The organism is Pseudomonas sp. REP124 (assembly GCF_020164475.1).
In the GTDB taxonomy this organism is placed as follows: Bacteria; Pseudomonadota; Gammaproteobacteria; order Pseudomonadales; family Pseudomonadaceae; genus Aquipseudomonas.
The window spans coordinates 51,208-70,973 of sequence record NZ_JAIQWX010000002.1 but is presented as its reverse complement, the minus strand read 5'-3'; the positions used below and the strand labels follow the sequence as shown (position 1 = coordinate 70,973).

16 protein-coding genes and 2 pseudogenes are annotated in these 19,766 nt (G+C 59.6%); 7 read left to right on the top strand and 11 right to left on the bottom strand.

The features are described 5' to 3' along the window. Nucleotides 1-323: 323 nt before the first annotated feature. The 3 genes and pseudogenes from K9857_RS00975 to K9857_RS30435 all read right to left on the bottom strand — a co-directional run. A complete protein-coding gene (locus tag K9857_RS00975) occupies nt 324-1,646 on the bottom strand; it encodes a DUF1329 domain-containing protein (RefSeq protein ID WP_224533042.1) in 1,323 nt (440 codons plus the stop codon). A gap of 371 nt (nt 1,647-2,017) precedes the next feature. Further along, nucleotides 2,018-2,992, bottom strand: a pseudogene (locus K9857_RS30440) (methyl-accepting chemotaxis protein); the annotation flags it as partial. A gap of 276 nt (nt 2,993-3,268) precedes the next feature. After that, a pseudogene (locus K9857_RS30435) lies at nt 3,269-3,583 on the bottom strand (PAS domain-containing protein); the annotation flags it as partial. 432 nt (nt 3,584-4,015) lie between these two features. Here K9857_RS30435 and K9857_RS00965 point away from each other — a divergent pair. Further along, on the top strand, nt 4,016-4,705 hold the full coding sequence (locus K9857_RS00965) for a tRNA (adenine(22)-N(1))-methyltransferase (RefSeq protein WP_318011737.1): 690 nt from the start codon (nt 4,016-4,018) through the stop codon (nt 4,703-4,705). Nucleotides 4,706-4,915: 210 nt separating this feature from the next. On the opposite strand, the gene K9857_RS00960 is transcribed toward K9857_RS00965, so the two are convergent. The 4 genes from K9857_RS00960 to K9857_RS00945 all read right to left on the bottom strand — a co-directional run bounded on the left by K9857_RS00960 (nt 4,916) and on the right by K9857_RS00945 (nt 8,719). Beyond that, entirely contained in the window at nt 4,916-6,250 is a 1,335-nt protein-coding gene (locus tag K9857_RS00960) for a CitMHS family transporter (RefSeq protein WP_224533039.1), read from the bottom strand. 114 nt (nt 6,251-6,364) lie between these two features. Beyond that, nucleotides 6,365-7,108 carry an acetoacetyl-CoA reductase gene (gene phbB / locus K9857_RS00955; RefSeq protein WP_224533038.1) on the bottom strand — a complete coding sequence of 248 codons (744 nt, stop codon included), beginning with the start codon at nt 7,106-7,108 and terminating at the stop codon, nt 6,365-6,367. Nucleotides 7,109-7,241: 133 nt separating this feature from the next. Then, a complete protein-coding gene (locus K9857_RS00950) occupies nt 7,242-8,030 on the bottom strand; it encodes a hydroxypyruvate isomerase family protein (protein ID WP_224533037.1) in 789 nt (262 codons plus the stop codon). A gap of 29 nt (nt 8,031-8,059) precedes the next feature. Then, nucleotides 8,060-8,719: an aspartate/glutamate racemase family protein gene (locus tag K9857_RS00945; RefSeq protein WP_224533036.1), complete on the bottom strand. Its 660-nt coding sequence runs from the start codon at nt 8,717-8,719 to the stop codon at nt 8,060-8,062. Nucleotides 8,720-8,894: 175 nt separating this feature from the next. Here K9857_RS00945 and K9857_RS00940 point away from each other — a divergent pair, with 175 nt between their 5' ends. Further along, entirely contained in the window at nt 8,895-9,833 is a 939-nt protein-coding gene (locus tag K9857_RS00940; RefSeq protein ID WP_224533035.1) for a GntR family transcriptional regulator, read from the top strand. Here the strand turns inward: K9857_RS00940 and rraA are convergent. After that, the gene (gene rraA / locus K9857_RS00935) at nt 9,826-10,308 is read right to left on the bottom strand and encodes a ribonuclease E activity regulator RraA (protein ID WP_224533034.1); all 483 of its coding nucleotides are present in this window, start codon (nt 10,306-10,308) and stop codon (nt 9,826-9,828) included. The genes K9857_RS00940 and rraA overlap by 8 nt on opposite strands. Before the next feature lie 261 nt (nt 10,309-10,569). Between rraA and K9857_RS00930 the strand changes: the two genes are divergently transcribed. The 5 genes from K9857_RS00930 to K9857_RS00910 all read left to right on the top strand — a co-directional run bounded on the left by K9857_RS00930 (nt 10,570) and on the right by K9857_RS00910 (nt 16,045). Next, the gene (locus tag K9857_RS00930) at nt 10,570-11,640 is read left to right on the top strand and encodes an isocitrate/isopropylmalate dehydrogenase family protein (protein ID WP_224533033.1); all 1,071 of its coding nucleotides are present in this window, start codon (nt 10,570-10,572) and stop codon (nt 11,638-11,640) included. Nucleotides 11,641-11,758: 118 nt separating this feature from the next. Next, nucleotides 11,759-13,027: a 3-oxo-tetronate kinase gene (gene otnK / locus K9857_RS00925; protein WP_224533032.1), complete on the top strand. Its 1,269-nt coding sequence runs from the start codon at nt 11,759-11,761 to the stop codon at nt 13,025-13,027. After that, nucleotides 13,017-13,898, top strand: a complete 882-nt coding sequence (locus K9857_RS00920) for a LysR family transcriptional regulator (protein WP_224533031.1) — start codon at nt 13,017-13,019, stop codon at nt 13,896-13,898. Before otnK ends, K9857_RS00920 begins: the two co-directional genes overlap by 11 nt. 45 nt (nt 13,899-13,943) lie before the next feature. Further along, nucleotides 13,944-15,008: a lactonase family protein gene (locus K9857_RS00915; RefSeq protein ID WP_224533030.1), complete on the top strand. Its 1,065-nt coding sequence runs from the start codon at nt 13,944-13,946 to the stop codon at nt 15,006-15,008. After that, complete coding sequence (locus K9857_RS00910; RefSeq protein WP_224533029.1) at nt 15,005-16,045, top strand: AbrB family transcriptional regulator; 1,041 nt, start codon at nt 15,005-15,007, stop codon at nt 16,043-16,045. The genes K9857_RS00915 and K9857_RS00910 overlap by 4 nt, the downstream gene beginning before the upstream one ends. 171 nt (nt 16,046-16,216) lie before the next feature. Here the strand turns inward: K9857_RS00910 and K9857_RS00905 are convergent, their stop codons facing one another. The 3 genes from K9857_RS00905 to K9857_RS00895 form a co-directional block, all read right to left on the bottom strand. Then, nucleotides 16,217-16,855 carry an aldolase gene (locus K9857_RS00905; protein ID WP_224533028.1) on the bottom strand — a complete coding sequence of 213 codons (639 nt, stop codon included), beginning with the start codon at nt 16,853-16,855 and terminating at the stop codon, nt 16,217-16,219. Next, complete coding sequence (locus tag K9857_RS00900; protein WP_224533027.1) at nt 16,852-17,805, bottom strand: GntR family transcriptional regulator; 954 nt, start codon at nt 17,803-17,805, stop codon at nt 16,852-16,854. Before K9857_RS00900 ends, K9857_RS00905 begins: the two co-directional genes overlap by 4 nt. Before the next feature lie 149 nt (nt 17,806-17,954). Beyond that, nucleotides 17,955-19,577, bottom strand: coding sequence for a methyl-accepting chemotaxis protein (locus K9857_RS00895; RefSeq protein ID WP_224533026.1), 1,623 nt, complete (start codon nt 19,575-19,577; stop codon nt 17,955-17,957). Nucleotides 19,578-19,766 lie beyond the last annotated feature (189 nt).

The window sequence follows — 19,766 nt, the reverse complement described above, 5'->3', positions numbered from 1 at the left end:
ATTTATGAAGGTGGATCCAAGTATGTGGATGCCGCTTTTGGGCAAGAGGGGTGAAAAGTCGGATCTGGAAAAGTCAGAGTCGAGGGCGCGCAAAAGTGTCTGATGGAGGTCTGCTGCAATCAATTGTGGGAGCGGGCTTGCTCGCGAAGGCGGCCTCACAGCCAACCCGATTCTTGAGGATGTACCCAATCCAATTGTGGGAGCGAGCCTGCTCGCGATGGTCGTCAACGATGACGCAGGAAACCTGATGCCCCGCGCTGTTTTTGAGCCCATCGCGAGCAGGCTCGCTCCCACAGGTCAGGTGGGGCAGGCATATCGCGGTGTTATCGAATCCCAGTCCCCGCCATCGCCTCCGGCACCCACTGCGCGGTCGACAGCGGCTGGATATAGCGAATCCCGCCGTGCGGCCCGACCACGCCGTTGATGTTGTAGGTGCCCCGAGACAGGTCGTAGGTCATGAACGGGGTGGCGTCGGGCACTTGCTGGTCATAGCTCTGGCTGAAGAAGGCGAAGGAGCCGCGGTAGAGTTGGCCGCTGGTGTCGTATTGGTCGGAGGCCAGGGCGGCCCAGGTGTCTTCATCCAGGTAGAAGCGGCGCTTTTGGTAGATGTGTTTGGCGCCTGGCTTGAGGTTGCCTTCCACCACATAGACCCGGTGTTTTTCCCAGCGCACGAAGTCCGGGGAGATGAAGTTTGGCGTGGTCAGCGACTTGGCGTCGTGCACGTAGGTCAGTTTGTAGGTGTTGTAGGGCACGATCATTTCGCGCTTGCCCACCAGGGTCCAGTCGTACAGCTCCAGCGCGCGGGCGGTGCCGGGGTTGGGGGTGTCGTAGGCCAGGATCGAGATCTGTTTGACCCGGCGCTGACCCGGCAAGTACTGCCAGGCACGGCCCGGGTACTGCACCGGGTTGCTGGCGTTCTTCAGCATGATCGACTCGCCGGCCCGACGCGCAGGGCCGGTGTAGGACAGCTTCAGCTGGTGATAGATGTCGGAGTTGTTGAACGGCTTGGACAGGTTTTCGTAGATCGGAAAGGAAACGAACGCCTCGCCGCTGACCGCCAGGCTCGGCACGCCCGCCGCGTCGACGTTCCAGGAATCGTACTTGGAGTGGATGTTCACGCCCTGATAGCGCAGCAGGAAATTCCACATCGCCTCGGCGCCGGACTGCGGGATCGGGAAGGGCACGCCGGGCAGCACGTTGTCGATGGCGGCGCCACCGTCCAAAGACTTGGCGGCGGTGGCATTGCGGCGGCTGTTGTTAAGCACCGTCTGTGGCAGCGATGCAGTGCGGTGGGTCGGATAGACGTCGATGCGGTAACCGGGGTAGCGCTTGGCCAACTCCACGGTGGTGGCGGTCAGCAGGCCTTTGTACTGATCGACGTTCCTGCCGTTGATCACCAGCAGCGGCTTTTCGTTGGCAAACGGGTCGGGACGCATGCTGTCGCCGGTCTTGAAGCCGGCGGGAGCGGTGGTCAGGCCACCGTTGTAAGGGGGAATCGAGCCGTCGGCGTTGCCGGCCTTTTCGGCGCCGACCAGGGTCAGGCTGGTGCCCAATCGGGCGGCTTCCTGACTCGATACAACGGCATGGGCATTACAGCCGAGCACTACCAGGGGCAGGGCTGCCAGCAGACTTTTCACGAATGTCATCTTGTTATTTCTCCTGCCGGGCGTACCTGGCAACTCGTGACTGAAGTGGAGCAGTCGCGTACGGCGATCGAGCGCCGGAGGTTTTTTGTTGCTGACATTAAAAAGCCCCCAAGGAGGGGGCGCTTTTCATTTGACGACAGTCAGTTGGCTTTTGATGACAAGCCCGAGGCGGGGGTGTTGGCGGCCGGAGTCAGACTATGCCGATGAACGACAGGATAAACAGCACGATCACAACGGCACCGACGAGGTAAATGATGTTGTTCATGACTTCACCGCTCCATTCAGTTGGGATGTGAAACAGGCGTGGAAATACAGAGATGTCTAAACAGCTGACATCTCTGTTTACCGTTCCGTTCCCCCGAATGCGGCGTCTATCGGTTGAAGCGCTCCGCCAGGCTGTGCAGGTAATCGGCCATCGCTTCCAGATCCCGACTGATCGCCGCCCCTTGCTCGGCCTGCCCGGCACTGTGCTCACAGAGCTGGGCGATGCGGGTGATCTGCTGATTGATGTCCTCGGTCACGTGGCTTTGTTCTTCCGAGGCCGAGGCCATCTGCTGGCTCATGTCGGTAATCCGGCTGACGGCCTGGCTGATGCCCACCAGCGCCGACTGCACTGCCTCCACACGCTGCATGCTTTCCCGGGAAATCTGCTCACCGCGGCTGGCCGTCGACACGGCGCGGTCGGCACCCACATGCAACGACGTGATGATGCCGTGGATCTGCTCGGTGGAGGTGCGGGTGCGTTGGGCCAGGGAGCGCACCTCGTCCGCCACCACGGCAAAACCCCGACCCTGTTCGCCGGCCCGCGCCGCTTCGATCGCCGCATTGAGTGCCAGCAGGTTGGTCTGTTCGGCGATGGCGGTGATGACATCCAGCACGCTGGCGATCGATTGCGTCTCGCTGGCCAGAGTATTGACCGCCTGACCGATCTCGTTGACGGCCTCGTTCATGGTTTGCATGGCGTGCAGGCTTTGCTGGGCCAGTTCCTTGCCTTCGCGGGTCAGCTGGTCGGCTTCGGAGGCGGCGTGGGCGGTACTGAGGACGTTCTGCGTGACCTGCTGATTGGTCGCCGCCATCTGCGAAATGGCGGCGGCGGACTGGTCGGTCTCGCTGCGCTGGCGGTCCAGCGACTGGGCCTGCGAACCGGACAGTTCGGACGATTGCGCCGCCTTGGCTTTCACATTGACCCCGGCATCGAACAGCCGCGACAACGCCGTCTGCAGGCGGGCCTCTTCGCTGAACATGGCCATGTCCAGCCGGCCCTGGGGGCCGTGGTTGTCGCTGAAGGTGAGCGCCACCAGCGGATCGGAAAAGGCTTTGGGATGTTCGGCGAGGGTGTGCTCGATGGCCTTGCGATGGCGGGCATTGATCAAGTACCAGGCGATTCCAAGGCTCGCCAGCATCACGCCCTGGGCCGCCGTTTTCGCCAGCCACTGAAAGGCGAGCAATGACACCGCACCGGCCAGCAGAATCGGCCAACCGTGCTGCAGCGGGCGAAGGATCCGCGCACTCAGCGAAACGATCGGCTTGCCGGCACGCATCCTGGCATAGAGCGCCGAGGCCCGACGGATCTGCTCACGGGTGGGCACCGAGCGCACCGACTCGTAGCCGCTCAGGCGGCCGTTTTCATGGATGGGCGTGACGTAGGCACTGACCCAATAGAAATCTCCGTTCTTCGCGCGGTTTTTCACGATCCCCATCCAGGGCTTGCCCTGCTTGATGGTGTGCCACATGTGGATGAACACCCCCGGCGGCATGTCGGGGTGGCGAACCAGATTGTGGGGCTGGCCGACGAGTTCGTCATAGGTGAAACCGCTGATGGCGACGAAGGCGTCGTTGCAGTAGGTGATGCGGCTATCCAGATCGGTCGTGGAGATCAGGCGCTGGTCGGCGGGGAACAGTCTTTCATGCTCGGTTATTGGCAAATTCACACGCATGGGGGCGCGATTCCTCTTCGGATTATTAGTATGAGCGCAGCCTGTGAACCGGAACGCGGGGCACGCCGATATGCCCGGTCCGGATTCGGCTGGGGGTTTTGTTCTACGTGGAATTTGCCGGTGTGAACCGCGCATTGGACGACACGGGCTTTTCATTTCATGACAGCAAGAGGCGCAGACGATGAGTGGCTTACCGCGCTTCAATTGTGGGAGCGAGCCTGCTCGCGATGGTCGTCAACGATAACGCTGACAACCTGACACCCCGCGCTGTTCTGGCGTTCATCGCGAGCAAGCTCGCTCCTACAGAAGGGGAGTTGTCCGCCAAACCCATGACCCCGGTCGCATAAATTTGAAATGCACCGCAATGCCCGACAGAATCGCCCCCCGATCCGGCCCTGGGCGCCGGACGTTGGTGGTGGGAAGGGGTTGCAGTTGAACGAACAGACATTGTCCATGCGCCTGGAACGCGTGGCGGCGCATGTGCCGGCGGGGGCACGGTTGGCGGATATCGGCTCGGATCATGGGTATCTGCCGGTGGCGTTGATGCACCGTGGCGTCATCTCGATGGCGGTCGCGGGGGAGGTGGCGTTGACGCCGTTCCATGCCGCCACGCGCACGGTGCGCGAGAACGGCCTGGAACAGGAAATCACTGTGCGCCTGGCCAACGGTCTGGCGGCCATCGAGCCAGGCGATGAGATTACCGCGATCAGCCTGTGCGGCATGGGCGGCGAGACGATCCGCGACATCCTCGACACTGGCAAGGCGCGTTTGAGTGGTCAGGAACGCCTGGTCCTGCAACCCAACGGTGGCGAGCAGCCGTTGCGCCAATGGCTGATGGATAACGGCTATCGCATCCTCTGCGAAGAAGTGCTGCGCGAGAACCGCTTCGACTACGAAATCATCGTCGCCGAACGCACCGGCCCGGTGACCTACACCGCACAAGAACTCTACTTCGGCCCGCTGCAGCTGCAGACCCGCACCCCGGCGTTTCTGGCCAAATGGCAACGCCGACTGCGCCAGAAGCAAAAGACCCTCACCAGCTTCACCAAGGCCCAGGCCGTGCCCGAGGAAACGGTGCAGGACATCGCCCGACAGATCCAATGGATTACCCACATTCTGTAGGAGCCGAGCTTGCTCGCGATGGTGGTCAACGATAACGCTGGCGGTCTGACGCCCCGCAGTGTCCTGGCGTGCATCGCGAGCAAGCTCGCTCCTACAGAGGTCGTCAAGGGATGATGTGGGAGGGCCCAGAAACAAAAAATCCCGGAGACAGTCCTGTTTCCGGGATTTTTCGTTATCGGGCAATGCCCATGTAAAAGAGGAACTCTTGCATCAGACCCCGGCCGCCAGAGGGAACAAGCCCAGGACCAGGCACACCGCCAGAATCAGGAAGCTCAGCGCAAAGGCCCATTTCATGGTGTATTTCTGGTGGTCGCTGAACTCGACACCTGCCAGACCGCAGAGCAGGTAGGTCGATGCAACCAGCGGGCTGAGCAGGTGCACAGGTTGGCCCACCAGCGAAGCCCGGCCGATTTCGGCGTGGGTAATGCCATAGACTTCGGCAGCCTTGGCCAACACCGGCAGCACGCCATAGTAGAAGGCGTCGTTGGACATGAAGAACGTGCCCGGAATGCTCGCCAGTGCAGTGATCGGCGCCATGTACGGGCCCCAGGTTTCCGGCAGCATGGCCAGGAAACTTGCCGACATCGCATTGACCATGCCGGTCCCGGACAGGATGCCGGCCAGGATACCGGCTGCCAGAAAGATTGCGATCTGGTTCAACGCCGTCGGGGCGTGGGTGGAGATGCGGCGACGCTGATCGTCCATGTGCGGGTAATTGATGACCAAGGCAATCGAGAACGCGACCATGAACAGAATGGACAGAGGGAGAATCTCGGTGACCAATCCCGCCATCAGGGTAATGGTCAGGCCGGCGTTGAGCCAGAACAGCTTTGGTCGACGCAGTTCGGCGTTTTCATCCGACATGGATGGCAGGCCTTCGTCAGCCTCATCGTCAAACACGGTGGCCGCGGCACCTACCGACAGGCGCAGCGTACCCAGGCGCTGGCGTTCGCGAGTGCCGACGAACCAGGCCAGGCCCAGAACGCCGATGAACGCCACCACCATGACGGGGATCAACGGGATAAACAGCTCGGAGGTGTCGACCTGCAGCGATGCTGCGGCACGAGCCAGCGGTCCGCCCCAAGGCAAAAGGTTGGTCACGCTTGCGGCAAGGATCACGACGCAGGTGAGCGACAGCGGATCGATTCTCAGGCGTTTGAACAGCGGCAGCATGGCCGTGACGGTGATCATGTAGGTTGTCGATCCATCGCCGTCCAGCGAAACCAGGCCGGCCAGCAGTGCGGCAAACACCACGGCTTTCATGGGGTCGCCATTGATCAGCTTGATGAACTTGCGAATGATCGGATCGAACAGGCCGGTATCGAACATCACACCGAAATAGAGGATCGCGAACATCACCATGACCGCAGTCGGCGCCACTTTGCGCAGGCCTTCGATCATCATGTCGCCCATGTCCGGGCCGAAGCCTGCCAGCAGAGCGAAGACGATCGGAACGGTGGTCATGGCCACCAAGGGTGACAGCCGCTTGGTCATGATCAGCGCCATGAAGGTCACGATCATGCCGTAGCCGAGGATTGAGAGCATTTGTATCACCTTGACGTAAAGTACAATTGTTTTTATGGGATCTGCGCTCAAAGCGCATCAAGGTTCCCGCTGTTTTGATTGTTCCAGCAGGTGCTGCCGAGTCTCACACGAGGATCAGCTCATGTGAAGGCCACCATTGAGGGAGAAGTCGGCACCGTTCGCGTATCCGGCCTCGTCAGAGGCGAGCCAGGCGCACATGGAGGCAATTTCCTCCGGGGTGCCGAGGCGACGAGTGGGGATATCCTGGATGATGCGGTCCATGACGTCGTTGGTGGTAACCGACTTCAGCTTGGCTGTGTCGATGTAGCCAGGCGACACGGTGTTGACGGTGACACCGCGAGATCCCACTTCCCGTGCCAGGGCGCGGGTGAAGCCGCGGATCGCGGACTTGGCGGTGGAATAGTTGACTTGGCCGACCTGACCGAGCTGGGCGTTGACCGAAGAGATATTGATCACCCGTCCCCAGCCTCTCTCGACCATGCCGTCGATCACCTGCTTGGTGACGTTGAACAGCGAGTTGAGGTTGGTGTCGATCACGGTGGACCAATCACTGGGCTGCATATCATGGAACACGACATTGCGGGCCGTGCCGGCATTGTTGATCAGGACATCCACCGGGCCTACGTTCTTTCTGATCTGCTCGAACGCTTCGCGGCAGGAATCCCAGTCCGCGACGCTGCCCTCAGAGGCGATGAAGTTGAAGCCCAGCTCCTTCTGCTGAGCCAGCCAGGTGTCCTTCAATGGGGAGTCGGGACCGCATCCCGCAACCACGGTGAAGCCGTCCCGCGCCAGTCGCTGGCAAACTGCTGTGCCCAGATTACCCATACCAGCAGTTACGAAAGCGATTTTCTTGGTCATGCGTTAACTCCTTTTGTGTTTTTTGTGGGGAGCATTGCGTGCAACCTTCAAGGGCTACTGGCGCTTAATAAACTCCAGTCGAAATTGTTTTGCAAGTTAACGCAGTACAATTTCTCCAAAAGGAAACGTTTTCTTACCAACGGTCATTGTCTCGGGCAGCGGGTTTCAATGTTTGCCACAGACCATCGAGTCCCTCCTGCGTGGAGTGAAGAGGGCGATACTCGCATCCCACCCACCCTCGGTAATCGTTGTCCTCAAGGATCGCGAGCAGTTTCCTGAAGTCGATACTGCCGGTGCCTGGCTCATGTCGCCCCGGAAAATCGGCCACCTGGATATGGCTCACCCGTGGCCACCACTGGCTCAGCTTGCGCAGGCAGTTCTCGCCCAGACGCTCGGTGTGGTAGGTGTCCAGAATCAGCCCCAGCTGGGGATGGGTCTCCAGCAGAGGCTGCGCCAGCTCGAAGCGGCTCATCAGGTAGCCAGGAACCTGCGATGAACTGATGACTTCAATCAACGGCTCGATGCCTTCTCCGGACAAGAACTCGACCGCGTACCGCAGATTGCGTCGATACAGACCGTAATCGGCAATCGCCCCGAGTTCGCTGACCGAAGCCCCGGACATCAGGTGGAGTTTGCTGCAGCCCAGTGCCCTGGCGTAACGAACGGCCTGGCGCAGCTGAGCCAAAAAATCCTGTTGTGAGGTGCACAGTCCGGTCGTTCCTTTGGTCGAACCGGCAGGCGCGGCGAACTGCACCATCTGCAATTGATGTTCTTCGAGGCGCTCGGCGATCTCCAGCGCCTCGTATTCGTAGGGTGATGGAAACTCGACCGCTCGAAACCCTGATTTCGCAGCGGCAGCGAACCGCTCGAGAAAGGGCAGCTCCGTAAACTGGAAGCCAATGTGTGCGTTCAACCTGATCATGATGTGCTCCTTCAATCGCGCAATCCGCATCACGCCTTCAGCAGCCGGCGCAGCTTCAGCACGGCGCTGTCGGGCGTGGTCAAAACCCTGAGCCCACTGGCCTGGCTGGCCTGTTGCGCAGCGCTGGTCATGGAGAACTGCGCGAAACACAGCAGTTCACTGCCCGTCGGCAATCGAGCCGAATCTACGATCAAGGCGTCGTGACGTTGGGCATTGCCTTGGCGCAGCTCATCGAATGCACCGGGGCAAACACGGGTCTCGAGTTCAAGCCCGATGCCAAGCTGGCGGGCATGGTCCATGAACTCTTCCGTCATCGAGGCGATGGCGGGCTCGAAGGTCGCGAGGATGGACACCTTGCGTGTGTGCTCAAGGGCCTCTTCGATCATGGCTTCATTGGGTTTGAGTACCGGTATCGTCAGGGAGCGTTTGCACAGATCGATGGCGCCCCCGAATGCCGAGCAGGTAAACAGGATGGCGTCGGCGCCAGAGTCGGCGGCATAGGTTGCAAGCTTCAGGAATCGCTCATTCAAGGCTTCGGTGATTTCACCGGCCTCTGCCAGGTCGCCTGAAAGAGAGTCCTCCAGCAGATTGGCTAGCCTGGCCTGCGGCCAAAGCCGGGTAAACGCCTCTGTGATGGGGGCGATTGCGACCGGTGTTGCATGGATGAGATAGATGCGTGGTGCTTTCATTGCGGTTCCTGACTTGGTTGCGGATCGGATTGATGTACGGTGATTGCCCGGTAATCCAGTGACGTGTTGATGCGCGGCAGGTGTGTTATTTTTCTTCATCCGCCTCTGAAACCCGATTCTCATGAATTCAGCAGAAACGCCTCCTGATCAACCATTGACGGGCACCCAGTCCAAAATGAAACCCAGGATCAAAAAAGACCTCGCCGAGCAATTGGCTCCCAAGATCATCGACATGGCCAGGGCCAGATCGATGCGCGCGGGTGACCCTTTGCGCGAGGAGTCCTTTGCCAAGGAGCTGGGCGTTTCCCGTTCGCCGATTCGCCGTGGTTTTGCGTTGCTGGCCGAATTGGGGTTGGCGACAAAAGAGCCCAATCGCGGCTACTTTCTGACGGCGGATGCGCGAGGCATCGACAGTCGCAAACTGCCTCTTGAAATTGATCCGTTCGAAGACTTCTACCTGCGCGTTGTCGATGACGTGTTGCGCGGTGACATCCCCACGACTTTTTTCGAAGCCGAGCTGATGCGCAAATATGAGGTGCCCCGGGGGCAGCTCATGAAAGTCCTGAACCGCTTGACCAATGAGGCGATGATCGAGCGCAAGCCGGGGCAGGGGTGGGAGATCAACAGCTTCTTGCACGACTCCAAGGCGCATATCCAAAGCTACCGTTTTCGAATGGCGATCGAGCCGGCTGCCGTACTGGAACCTGGCTACGAGGTGGATAAGGCCGCGTTTGCCAAGGCCCGTGAAGTCCAGCAGCAATTGCTCGACGGCGACATTTTCACCCTGTCGCGATCGCAGCTGTTTCAGATAGGCGCACAGCTTCATGAGCTGGTGGTTCGTTGTTCCGGCAATGCCTTTTTCCTCGAGGCGATCCGCAGGCAAAACCAGTTGCGTCGATTCATGGCCTACAAGGCCAACGTCGACCGCCCCCGGTTGATCAACCAGTGCAAGGAGCACATCCATCTTCTGGACCTCATCGAAAGTGGACAGCGCGAAGCCGCTGCGGAATTTTTGCGAAACCACCTCGATGTCGTCGGCCGCCAGAAAACGGACAAAGAGGCCAAGGATGAGCTGGAGTACCAGCGCAGCCTCGAGGTATCGGTCGTCAGTTAGCGTGGGGCTCGTTCAGAAGCACCACACCGTCATCATCGCCATACAGTTGATCGCCGTCGGCGATGGTGTGGCCGGCGAACTCCACCGACATTCCAATCTGTCCTTCGTTGCGTTTGACCGTTTTACGCGGTGACGTGCCCAGTGCCTTGATGGCGATCGGCATCTGGCGCAACGCAGCCTTGTCGCGGATGTAGCCGTAGATCAGCACGCCCGCCCAGCCGTTTTTCACCAGGTCCTCGGCAATCACATCGCCAAACAACGCGTAGCGATCACTGCCACCTCCGTCCACCACCAGCACCCGGCCTTGACCGGGCAAGCTGCTTATTTCCTTGATCCTGGAATTGTCCTCGAAGCATTTGACGGTGAAGGCGCGTCCGGCGAAATCGTTGCGGCCGCCGAAGTCCTGAAACAGGGGGGTTAGCACGCGGATGGTGTCCGGGTATTGATCGCACAGATCGGATGTTTTGACTGTCATGAAGCTGTCTCCAGGAGGGTTTGATGGGTGACCGTTGAGCGCAAAGGTTGCACAAACTGAATATTCATGCAATAAAATGCAATCTGTCGAAGGCGAAAACGACACTGCTCCGGAAAATCACAGGACGAACGGGAGCAAATGGTTAAGGACTTCGCCTCGCCAATATTGTACTTTGTATTTACAGCGTACAGAAATGGGGCTGGTTTTCCTGACACGCCGGCTTCGAACAATTCAGCTCAAACAATAAGCAAGGGGTTAGCGATGCGTATTTTGGTTCTTCCTGGTGATGGTATCGGTCCGGAAATCGTTGAGTCGTCGATGTCGGTGCTCAAGGCTGCCAACACAAAATTCGATCTGGGCCTGAGCTTCGATTACGACGATGTCGGCTTCACGAGCCTCGATAAATATGGCACCACCTTGCGTGATGAAGTGCTGGAAAAAGCCAAGGGTTATGACGGCATCATTCTGGGCACTCAATCCCACGCCGACTATCCAGTGCCTGAAAAGGGTGGTCGCAACGTTTCCGCCGGTTTCCGTATCGGCCTGGATCTGTATGCCAACGTGCGTCCTGCCCGTACTCGTCCATTCCTGACTTCGAACATGAAGGAAGGCAAAACGATGGACCTGGTCATCATGCGCGAAGCCACCGAAGGCTTTTACCCGGACCGCAACATGAGCCGCGGCTGGGGCGAAGTGATGCCGACCCCTGATATGGCTTTATCCACGCGTAAAATCACTCGCCATTGCAGCGAGCGTATCGCGCGTCGTGCCTTCGAGTTGGCCATGAAGCGTGGCAAGAAAGTCACCGCCATCCACAAGGCCAACAGCTTCCACATGACCGATGGCCTGTTCCTTGAGTGCGTTCGCGACGTCGCCAAGGACTTCCCGGAGGTCGCGCTGGACGACCTGCTGGTCGATGCCTCGACCGCCCACCTGGTGCGCAGCCCTGAGCGTTTCGACGTGCTGGTCGCCACCAACTTCTACGGCGACATCATCAGTGACCTGGCCAGTGAGCTGTCCGGCAGCCTGGGTCTGGCGGGCTCCATGATGGCTAGCGACAGCCACTGCTGCGCTCAGGCGCAGCACGGTTCCGCTCCGGACATCGCAGGTCAGGACAAGGCAAACCCGGTATCGATGATTCTCTCCGTGGGCATGCTGTTGCAGTGGATGGGTGAACACCACAACAACCAGGCGCTGATCAAGGCCGGTCTGGAAATGGACAAGGCGGTCGACGTGGTGCTGAAGGATCCGAAACAACGTACTCCGGATCTGGGCGGCTCCAGCGGCACCAAGGCGTTCGGTGAAGCGGTGGCCAAGATCATCCTGGGCTGATTGACCGGGGCGGCATGAGATTCATGCCGCCCCTGTCTGGTTTGAGTGCGCGATACACAACAAGAATTTGCCTGTTCTTCCCAGGGTTCACTCAGGAAGAGGGCACGAGGAGAGAACAGTGAGTCAGTTACTACTGGGTTGCATCGCTGACGATTTCACCGGCGGTACGGATCTGGCCAGCACGCTGGTGCGAGGCGGGATGCGCACGCTGCAGGTGATCGGCGTACCGCAAGGGCCGCTGCCGGACGATATCGATGCGGTCGTCATTGCCCTGAAAAGCCGCACCATCAGTCCCGACGAAGCGGTCAGTCAATCGCTGGAAGCGCTGGCGTGGTTGCGCGCAGCCAACTGCCAACAGTTCTTCTTCAAATATTGCTCGACGTTCGATTCGACGCCGCGCGGGAACATCGGCCCTGTAGCCGATGCTCTTGCCGATGCACTGGGTGTGTCATTTGCTGTGGCATGCCCTGCGTTTCCGGAAAACAAACGCACGATTTTCAACGGACATCTGTTCGTCGCCGATCAGCTGCTCAGCGAGTCCGGGATGCGCAATCACCCGTTGACACCCATGACCGACGCCAATCTGGTCCGGGTGCTCCAGCAGCAGACCGGCAAGTCGGTTGGCCTGGTTGCACACTCGGTTGTCAGCAAGGGCGCACAGGCTATCTCCACCGCCTTTGCCGAACTCTCGGAGCAAGGCCGCGGCTATGCCATTGTCGATGCGATCGATGATGCCGATCTCTACGCGATCGGGCAGGCCGTGGCCGATCACAAGCTGGTGACCGGTGGTTCGGGGGTTGCCCTTGGGCTGCCAGAAAATTTCCGTCGCGCAGGCTTTTTGACGGATTGCGCAACGGCCTCGACCTTGACTGTGATCACGGGGCTGGGCGCGGTGGTTTCCGGTAGCTGTTCGGTGGCAACCAACAGCCAGGTCGAGCACTGGCAGAAGACTCATCCAAGTTTTTCTCTCGATCCTCTGCTCCTGGCCAATGGTCATGATCAGGTCGCCGAAGCGCTTGCCTGGGCCAAGGACTTGATTCGACGAGGGCCGGTTTTGATTTACGGCAGTGCCCAGCCGGAGACGGTCAAACTCGCTCAACAGAAGCTGGGTGTCGAAGCCGCAGGCCAGATCGTCGAGGACGCGCTGTCGGCCGTTGCTGTGGGCCTGTATGAAATGGGGGTGCGCAAGCTGGTGGTTGCCGGTGGCGAAACCTCGGGCGCCGTGGTCAAGGCGCTCAAGGTCAAGGCCTTGAGAATCGGCGCCATGATCGATCCGGGTGTGCCCTGGACCCTGGGCTTGCGGGACGACCCGATAGCCTTGGCGCTGAAGTCCGGCAACTTCGGAACGGTCGACTTCTTCGAGAAGGCATTGGCCAATGCGCCATGATTTGCTCAGCCTGGAAATTTTCATGGCCGTGGCGGAGCAGCGGAACCTGACCAAGGCTTCGCAACTCTGTCACCTGGCCACGTCGGCGGTCAGCAAACGGATCAGCGAGCTGGAAGAGAAAGTCGGCTCGCCGTTGTTCGTTCGTTACCCCCGGGGCATGGAGCTGACGCCCGCCGGGCTGTCGCTTCGGCATTACGCCCAGCAAGTGAACGAAACCCTGCAGAAGATGGATCAAGAGCTGAGCGAGTACGGGGCCGGGATAAAAGGGCATGTACGCCTGCACGCCGTGACCTCTGCGCTCGCCCAGCAACTGTCGATGGACATCGGCACGTTCCTGGCGACTTACCCCGATATCCGCTTCGACATCGAGGAACGCGTCGGCGCGGCGATCGTGCGAGCGGTCGCCGACGGGCGTGCCGACGTCGGCGTGATCGCTGAGCAAACCCCTTCATTAGGGCTCGAAACGCTGGGTTATCGAGCTGACGAGCTGGTCATCGCCGTGCCTGAGCGGCACCCGCTGGCCGGACAGTCCCAAGCCCGTTTCGAGCAAGTGCTGCAGTACGAATTCATCGGGCCCCACGCGGAAAGCTCGGTACATCTGCTGCTGACCGAGCAGGCAGCCCTGCTGGGCAAGACGGTGCGGCAGCGAATTCGTGTGTCCAGTTTCGAGTGCATGTGCCGGATGGTATCGACCAATCTTGGCGTCTGCATTCTGCCGCGCGACGCGTTGCGCCCTTATCTGCGTTCCTTTCAATTGCAGGCAATCACGCTTGCCGAGCCCTGGGCCAGGCGTCAGTTGCTGGTGATCGCACGGCGTTTTGAAAGTCTCCCTCCCACCGCCCGCGCTTTCGTCGCCCATCTGACTTCGTGACAGGTGAAAGACAGGCTGCGGATGCCTACACCTTGAGATAAGTACATGTTCATTTACGTCGGCTGTCGTACCACTCGTGAAAGAAACGCCCGCGGAGACGGCATCAATGTCTATGGCGTCGATGCTCGGACAGGGCGGATGTCTCACGTTCAACGGGTCGACGGTCTGGTGAACCCATCGTTCCTGGCGCTGAGCAAACGACAGGATTTCCTGTACTGCGTCCACGGCGATACGGATCAGGTCAGCGCATTCAGGGTCAATCCCGACGGCACGCTGGTGTACCTCAACAGCCAGAGCACTCAAGGCCACAACCCGGCTCATCTGGCAGTTTCACCGGAGGGTGGATTCCTGTTGGTGAGCAACCATTACAGTGGGTCCGTGGTGGTCCTGCCCATACTCCCGTCGGGTGAGCTGGGCGAGTTGTGCGACAAGGTTCTGACCGAGGGGCCGATTGGTCCGCATCGAGTCGAGCAGAAAGGCCCGAAACCGCATTTCAATCCGTTCGATCCCAGCGGCAACTGGGTGGTTGTGCCGGACAAAGGCCTCGATCGGATTTTTACTTATCGATTCGACGCGGTGGCGGGCAAGTTGCACCCGGCACCGTGCCCGTTCGCCTATACGCGCAAAGGGGCAGGGCCGCGGCATGTGGCGTTTCATCCGGTGCTGCCGTTGGTGTATTCGGTCAATGAGCTGGACTCGACCGTCACCACCTACACATTGAGCGTCGACAACGGTGCGCTCGTTCCCCAGCAGGTCGTCTCGGCGCTGCCTGAATCCTTTACCGGTGACAGCACGGCCGCAGAGATCGAGGTCGATCGGGCAGGGCGATTCCTGTATGCCTCCAATCGTGGCAGCGACACCATCGCGACCTTCAGCATCGATCAGCAGACAGGCTGGCTTTCTTTCCTGGGCGCGACGCCAACGAAGGGGCGCACTCCACGGTTTTTTGCCTTGGCACCCGATGGAAAGCTGATGTACGTCGCCAATGAAGACAGTGATTCGATTGTTGTTTTCAGCGTTGATCCGCACACCGGAGCGCTGACCGAGACGGGGCAGGTGATCGAAACCGGAAGCCCTGTGTGCATGGTTTTTGCGGAACCCAGAACATGAAGTCGTTCTTCACTTCGTTCGGTATGTGGTGGGCGACGCCAATCATTGGCGTTATCGGTGCATTGGCTGCCAGTTATCTGAACTGGCCTTTGCCCTGGATCATCGGTTCGATGCTGGCGGTGATCGTCGTACGTTGCCTGGGCTGGCGGGTAGGGGAAATCCCCAATGGTCGCCTGAGCGGGCAGTGGATGATCGCCACTTCCATCGGCCTGCACTTCACGCCGGTGGTTCTCCAGCAGGTCCTGGGTCATTTCGTGATGATGATCTTCGCCGCCTTTCTGACACTGCTGCTGGCGCTGCTCGGCATCGAGTTCATGAGGCGTCGCGGGATGGATCTGACGACGGCGTTCTTTGCCTTCATGCCGGCAAATTTTTCGGAAATGATCCAGTCCGGCATCCGGCACAAGGCCAACGTCAGTCAAATTGCCGCGGCGCATAGCGTTCGTTTGGTGTTGATCGTGCTGTGTGTGCCGCCCGCGTTTTTCCTGATGGAAAAGATGCTGCCGACGGCGGCCCACGCCCGTTTGCCTGCCGATTGGTACTGGCTGGCACCCCTGTTGTTGGGAGGCGCGCTGATGGCCATGCTCTGGAAACGGTGCGAGTTGCCCAATCCATGGATGTTCGGGCCAATGGTGTTCTGTGGTTTCTTCACCGCCAGTTTCGATTTGCAAACGGCGTTGCCTGTGGAACTCAGCCACTATGGGCAACTGATGATCGGCTGTGCGCTGGGCGGTTACTTCGATCGCCAGTTCTTCAGGGCGTCCCCGACCTTTCTGCTCAGCGTCGCGCTGTTCACCCTGACCATGATCGGTTGCACGGTGGCGCTGGCATTGGGAATGGGGTTGCTGCTCGGATTCCCGCCGATGACCATGGCCCTGGGCATGATGCCGGGCAGCAGTACTGAGATGTATCTGACGGCCGAAGCTTTGAACCTTGGCGTGGGGATCGTCACGGCGATGCAGATCATGCGCCTGGTGGTGGTCATGCTCTGCGCCGAACCGGTACACAAACTCTGGTTGAAACGCATCAGTCGTTAAACAACGCGTTTCCTGTAGCAGCTGGCGCAGCCTGCGTCCGGCTGCGAAGCAGTCGAAAATTCAGGCGCTACTGTCTTCAGACAGTTCCGGTGCACAGGTTTTACGACTGCTGCGTAGCCGGACGCAGGCTGCGCCAGCTGCTACAGGTCTTGCGGGGACTCGGCGGGCGTATCACCACTTGACCGAGAACACGCGACGCAATTCTTCGATGGCTTCTTCAGCCAACGGCGCCGGCTTGGGGTTGCTCATCATCCAGAGCCTGGCCGTTTCCTCAAGCTCCTCCAGCGCAAAGCTGGCTTTCGAGACGGAGGTCTCCCAGACAACCGGGCCCAGGCGTTCCAGCATCACGCCTCGTACGCTGTTGGCCAGCAGGGCCACTTGGGCGGCGACGTCCGGCGAGCCCGGGCGCTGATAGGCGATCAGCGGAATATGGCCAACCTTCATGACCTGGTAAGGCGTCAATGGCGGCAGGATATCGTCCTTGCTCCAGACGCCGGCGAGTGTCAGTGCGACCAGCGAAGTCGAGTGGGTGTGGACCACGCCATTGACTTCCGGATTGCGGTCGTACACCTGACGATGCAGTTCCAGGGTTTTCGACGGTTTGCTGCCCGAAACCCAAGTGCCGTCCTTGCTGACTTTCGCAATGTCCTGCGGTTGCAATCTGCCCAGGCAGGCATCGGTGGGCGTGATCAGCCAGCCATCTTCCAGGCGTGCGCTGATGTTGCCGGCGCTGCCGACGGTATAGCCCCGTTCATACAGGCTCTTGCCGACGACGCAGATTTCTTCGCGCAGTTGTTCTTCGCTACTCAAGGCGTGCTTTCCTCTAAAAGTGATGTGAGGCCTGTCATGGAGGGGGAGGCCTCGGTGGATTCCGGTCGCAGTTTGAGAATCGGCGACTTGTGAGCGAAGGAGCCGCTCAGGTGCTGTTTCATCAGGTGAGCGGCTTCAAGGTTGTTGCCTTGCTCGACCAGCTCGATCATTCGGATGTGTTCGGCGCATTGTTTGAACAGGCGTTTGCGGTCGATCATCGAGCGGTACTCGATCAGCCGGCGCATGTTGTTCATCTGCACCAGAATCATGTGGTACAGCGGATTGCCGGAGAGCTTGATGAACTCTTCATGGAAGCGAATGCCGTTTTTCAGCAGAACGTCCGCCGGCAGGGTGTCGATTCCGCCGTTGAGCATGTCCTGCTGTTCCTTTTTCAGGCGTTGCAGCTTGGCCAGGTCATGCAAGTAAGTCGGCTCCAGCAACGCCGCCGGTTCGATGAGCGAGCGTACCTTGTAGATCTGTTCCAGGGTCTCCGGTGTCTTGGCCACATCGAGAAAGCGCCAGCCATAACCGGGCTTGGGTTCGGCCCAGCCGACCTTGGCCGCACGGTTGAGGATGTCGATGACCTGGGCCTTGGTGAGGTTGTAGCGGGTGCGCAGAAACTGCTCGGTCACTTCCCCCGGGATCGCGTTGTTCAGCCAGTCCTCGGAGAGCCGGTAGTACTCGTCGGGCTCTTCCAGGGGAAGCACTTCATCGAGAATCCGCGAAGGATCCAGTACAGCTTCCAGCACAAAGAAACCGCGGTTGGGCAACTGCTCGAGCACCTTTTGCTCCGAGAGCAGTACCAGGGCCTCGCGCGCCGGCGATCGCGAGACGCTGAATTCGTCGGCGACTTTCTGGGCGCTCAGGTGGTTGCCCGGCGAGAGTTCGCCGGTCTGGATTTTTTGCCGGATTTCGGCGGCAATTCTTTGTACGAGGGCGCTTGAGGCCATATGGGTGTTCACTTGTTCAATGGAGTGGCGACGCTCGCGGTCCGGTGGATGTCGAGCCGTCGAATCGGTTGAGGCAATGGCCTGATTCGAACAGGTTTCGTCGCCGATGACTACTTTTTAACGTGGCATTATGCAAAAACTTGCACCGGTTACAGCTTGAAGTGCTGCACCAGTGTGTTCAGTTCCACCGCCAGATGCCCGAGGGACAAGGACGCGTTGCTGGTTTGCTGCGAGCCTGTCGCCGACTGTACCGAAAGGTCGCGGATGTTCAGCAGATTGCGATCCACCGAGCGCGCGACATGGGCCTGTTCTTCGGTCGCGGTCGTGATCATCAGATTGCGTTGGTTGATGTCGTCGTTGGCGGCAACGATTTCGGCCAAGGCGCTTTGCGTGGAGTTGGCCAGTGACAGGGTGAGGCGCGTGTTCTCGCTGCTGCTGAGCATGGTGGCGACGGCGCAATCGGTTCCGCTCTGGATCCCGCTGATCATGTCTTCGATTTCCCTGGTCGACTGCGCGGTCCGGTGGGCGAGGGCCCGCACTTCATCGGCTACGACGGCAAAACCCCGGCCTGCGTCTCCTGCGCGTGCCGCTTCGATGGCCGCGTTCAAGGCCAGCAGATTGGTTTGCTCGGCGATGGTACGAATCACGTCCAGTACCTTGCCGATGCCCTGCGCCTGTTCTGCCAGGCTTTCGATCTGACTTGAGCTGAGCTGCACATCCCGGGTGAGTGTTTCTATGGCCCCCAGGGTTTGGATCATGCGCTGCTGGCCTTTGAGGGCAATGTCCCGGGATGCCACGGAAAGCTCGGAGGTGGACAGCGCATTGCGCGCCACTTCCTCGATTGCGGCGGTCATCTCGGTGACCGCCGTGGCTGCCTGCTCGATTTCGGCATGCTGCTGTTGGATGTCCTGCCCGGACGCCTCGGTGACGGTGTTCAACTGAGCGGTTGCGCGGGTCAATTGCCTGGAGGAACCCGAAATCTGCCCCAGGGTCCTGATCAGATTGCTCTGCATGGTTTCAAGGGATTCGAGCAGGCGGGTGGCCTCGTCGTTGCCGGATGGGGTGATCGGCTTGCTCAAGTCTCCGTCGGCGATGGTTCTCGCTGCCTTCACCGCTTCATGCAGGGGAGCGGTGATGCTGCGTGTCAGCAGCCAGGCCACCAGGATCGTGCCGATGCCCACCACAATGATGACCAGCAGCACGCCTCTGACCGCGCGCTGGTAGGCCTCGATCGATTGATTGCCTGCCGCTTCCGCGCCCTGGTTCGAGCGGTCGATCAGGTCGTCGAAGTTTTTCGTCATCCGGTCGTACGAATCCCTGATGGTCATCAGAAACTCCCGGGCACCGCTCTTGTCGCCCTGGCGGGATCGCTTGAGCAATTCCAGATGATTGTTTGCGTACACATCAAGACTGGTGTTGAAGGCGTCCAGACGAGCTCTTTCTTCATCGTTCGTCAGCAGTTGCGCGTAGGTTTGCATCTGCTCGCGGACCTGCTGCAAGCGGCCCGCGGTCTTGTCTTCGTAGGACTGCATGTCTTTTTCGCTGACCGAAAGGATGTGCTGCATCGAACCCATCCTGTAGCGATTCAATGCCGCGTTGGCCGCGCCCAGGGCGCGGACGCGCTGCAGCCAGTTGTCCTTGATCTGGATCGACTGGTCCTGCACCTCATCGATCTGGCGCAGTGCGAACACCCCTAGCGCAATGCTCAGGGCAGCGATGACGACGAAGCCGAAAACCATCCGGCTGGCGATCGAGAAGTGTCTTGGCAGCATGAGCAATGTTCCTTCGGCAGAGTCGAGCGATCCGGTCCTGGCCGGATGCGAGTAGTTGTGTCGACTAAAATATCATTGCATTTTGGTGTGTCAATGTGCCAAGCTTTTTTCAGGCGATTATCCCTGAAAACTTTCAGGAGTCCTTTGTTAAAGCCTTTTCGCAAGGACTTTTTGAGCTTTTGTTTTCAA

Excerpts from the sequence above, each read along its gene's own strand:
- K9857_RS00975 (WP_224533042.1), bottom strand. The coding sequence starts at position 1,646 with ATGACATTCGTGAAAAGTCTGCTGGCAGCCCTGCCCCTGGTAGTGCTC.
- K9857_RS00960 (WP_224533039.1), bottom strand. The coding sequence starts at position 6,250 with ATGCTCTCAATCCTCGGCTACGGCATGATCGTGACCTTCATGGCGCTG.
- phbB (WP_224533038.1), bottom strand. The coding sequence starts at position 7,108 with ATGACCAAGAAAATCGCTTTCGTAACTGCTGGTATGGGTAATCTGGGC.
- K9857_RS00950 (WP_224533037.1), bottom strand. The coding sequence starts at position 8,030 with ATGATCAGGTTGAACGCACACATTGGCTTCCAGTTTACGGAGCTGCCC.
- K9857_RS00945 (WP_224533036.1), bottom strand. The coding sequence starts at position 8,719 with ATGAAAGCACCACGCATCTATCTCATCCATGCAACACCGGTCGCAATC.
- K9857_RS00940 (WP_224533035.1), top strand. The coding sequence starts at position 8,895 with ATGAAACCCAGGATCAAAAAAGACCTCGCCGAGCAATTGGCTCCCAAG.
- rraA (WP_224533034.1), bottom strand. The coding sequence starts at position 10,308 with ATGACAGTCAAAACATCCGATCTGTGCGATCAATACCCGGACACCATC.
- K9857_RS00930 (WP_224533033.1), top strand. The coding sequence starts at position 10,570 with ATGCGTATTTTGGTTCTTCCTGGTGATGGTATCGGTCCGGAAATCGTT.
- K9857_RS00920 (WP_224533031.1), top strand. The coding sequence starts at position 13,017 with ATGCGCCATGATTTGCTCAGCCTGGAAATTTTCATGGCCGTGGCGGAG.
- K9857_RS00915 (WP_224533030.1), top strand. The coding sequence starts at position 13,944 with ATGTTCATTTACGTCGGCTGTCGTACCACTCGTGAAAGAAACGCCCGC.
- K9857_RS00910 (WP_224533029.1), top strand. The coding sequence starts at position 15,005 with ATGAAGTCGTTCTTCACTTCGTTCGGTATGTGGTGGGCGACGCCAATC.
- K9857_RS00900 (WP_224533027.1), bottom strand. The coding sequence starts at position 17,805 with ATGGCCTCAAGCGCCCTCGTACAAAGAATTGCCGCCGAAATCCGGCAA.
- K9857_RS00895 (WP_224533026.1), bottom strand. The coding sequence starts at position 19,577 with ATGCTGCCAAGACACTTCTCGATCGCCAGCCGGATGGTTTTCGGCTTC.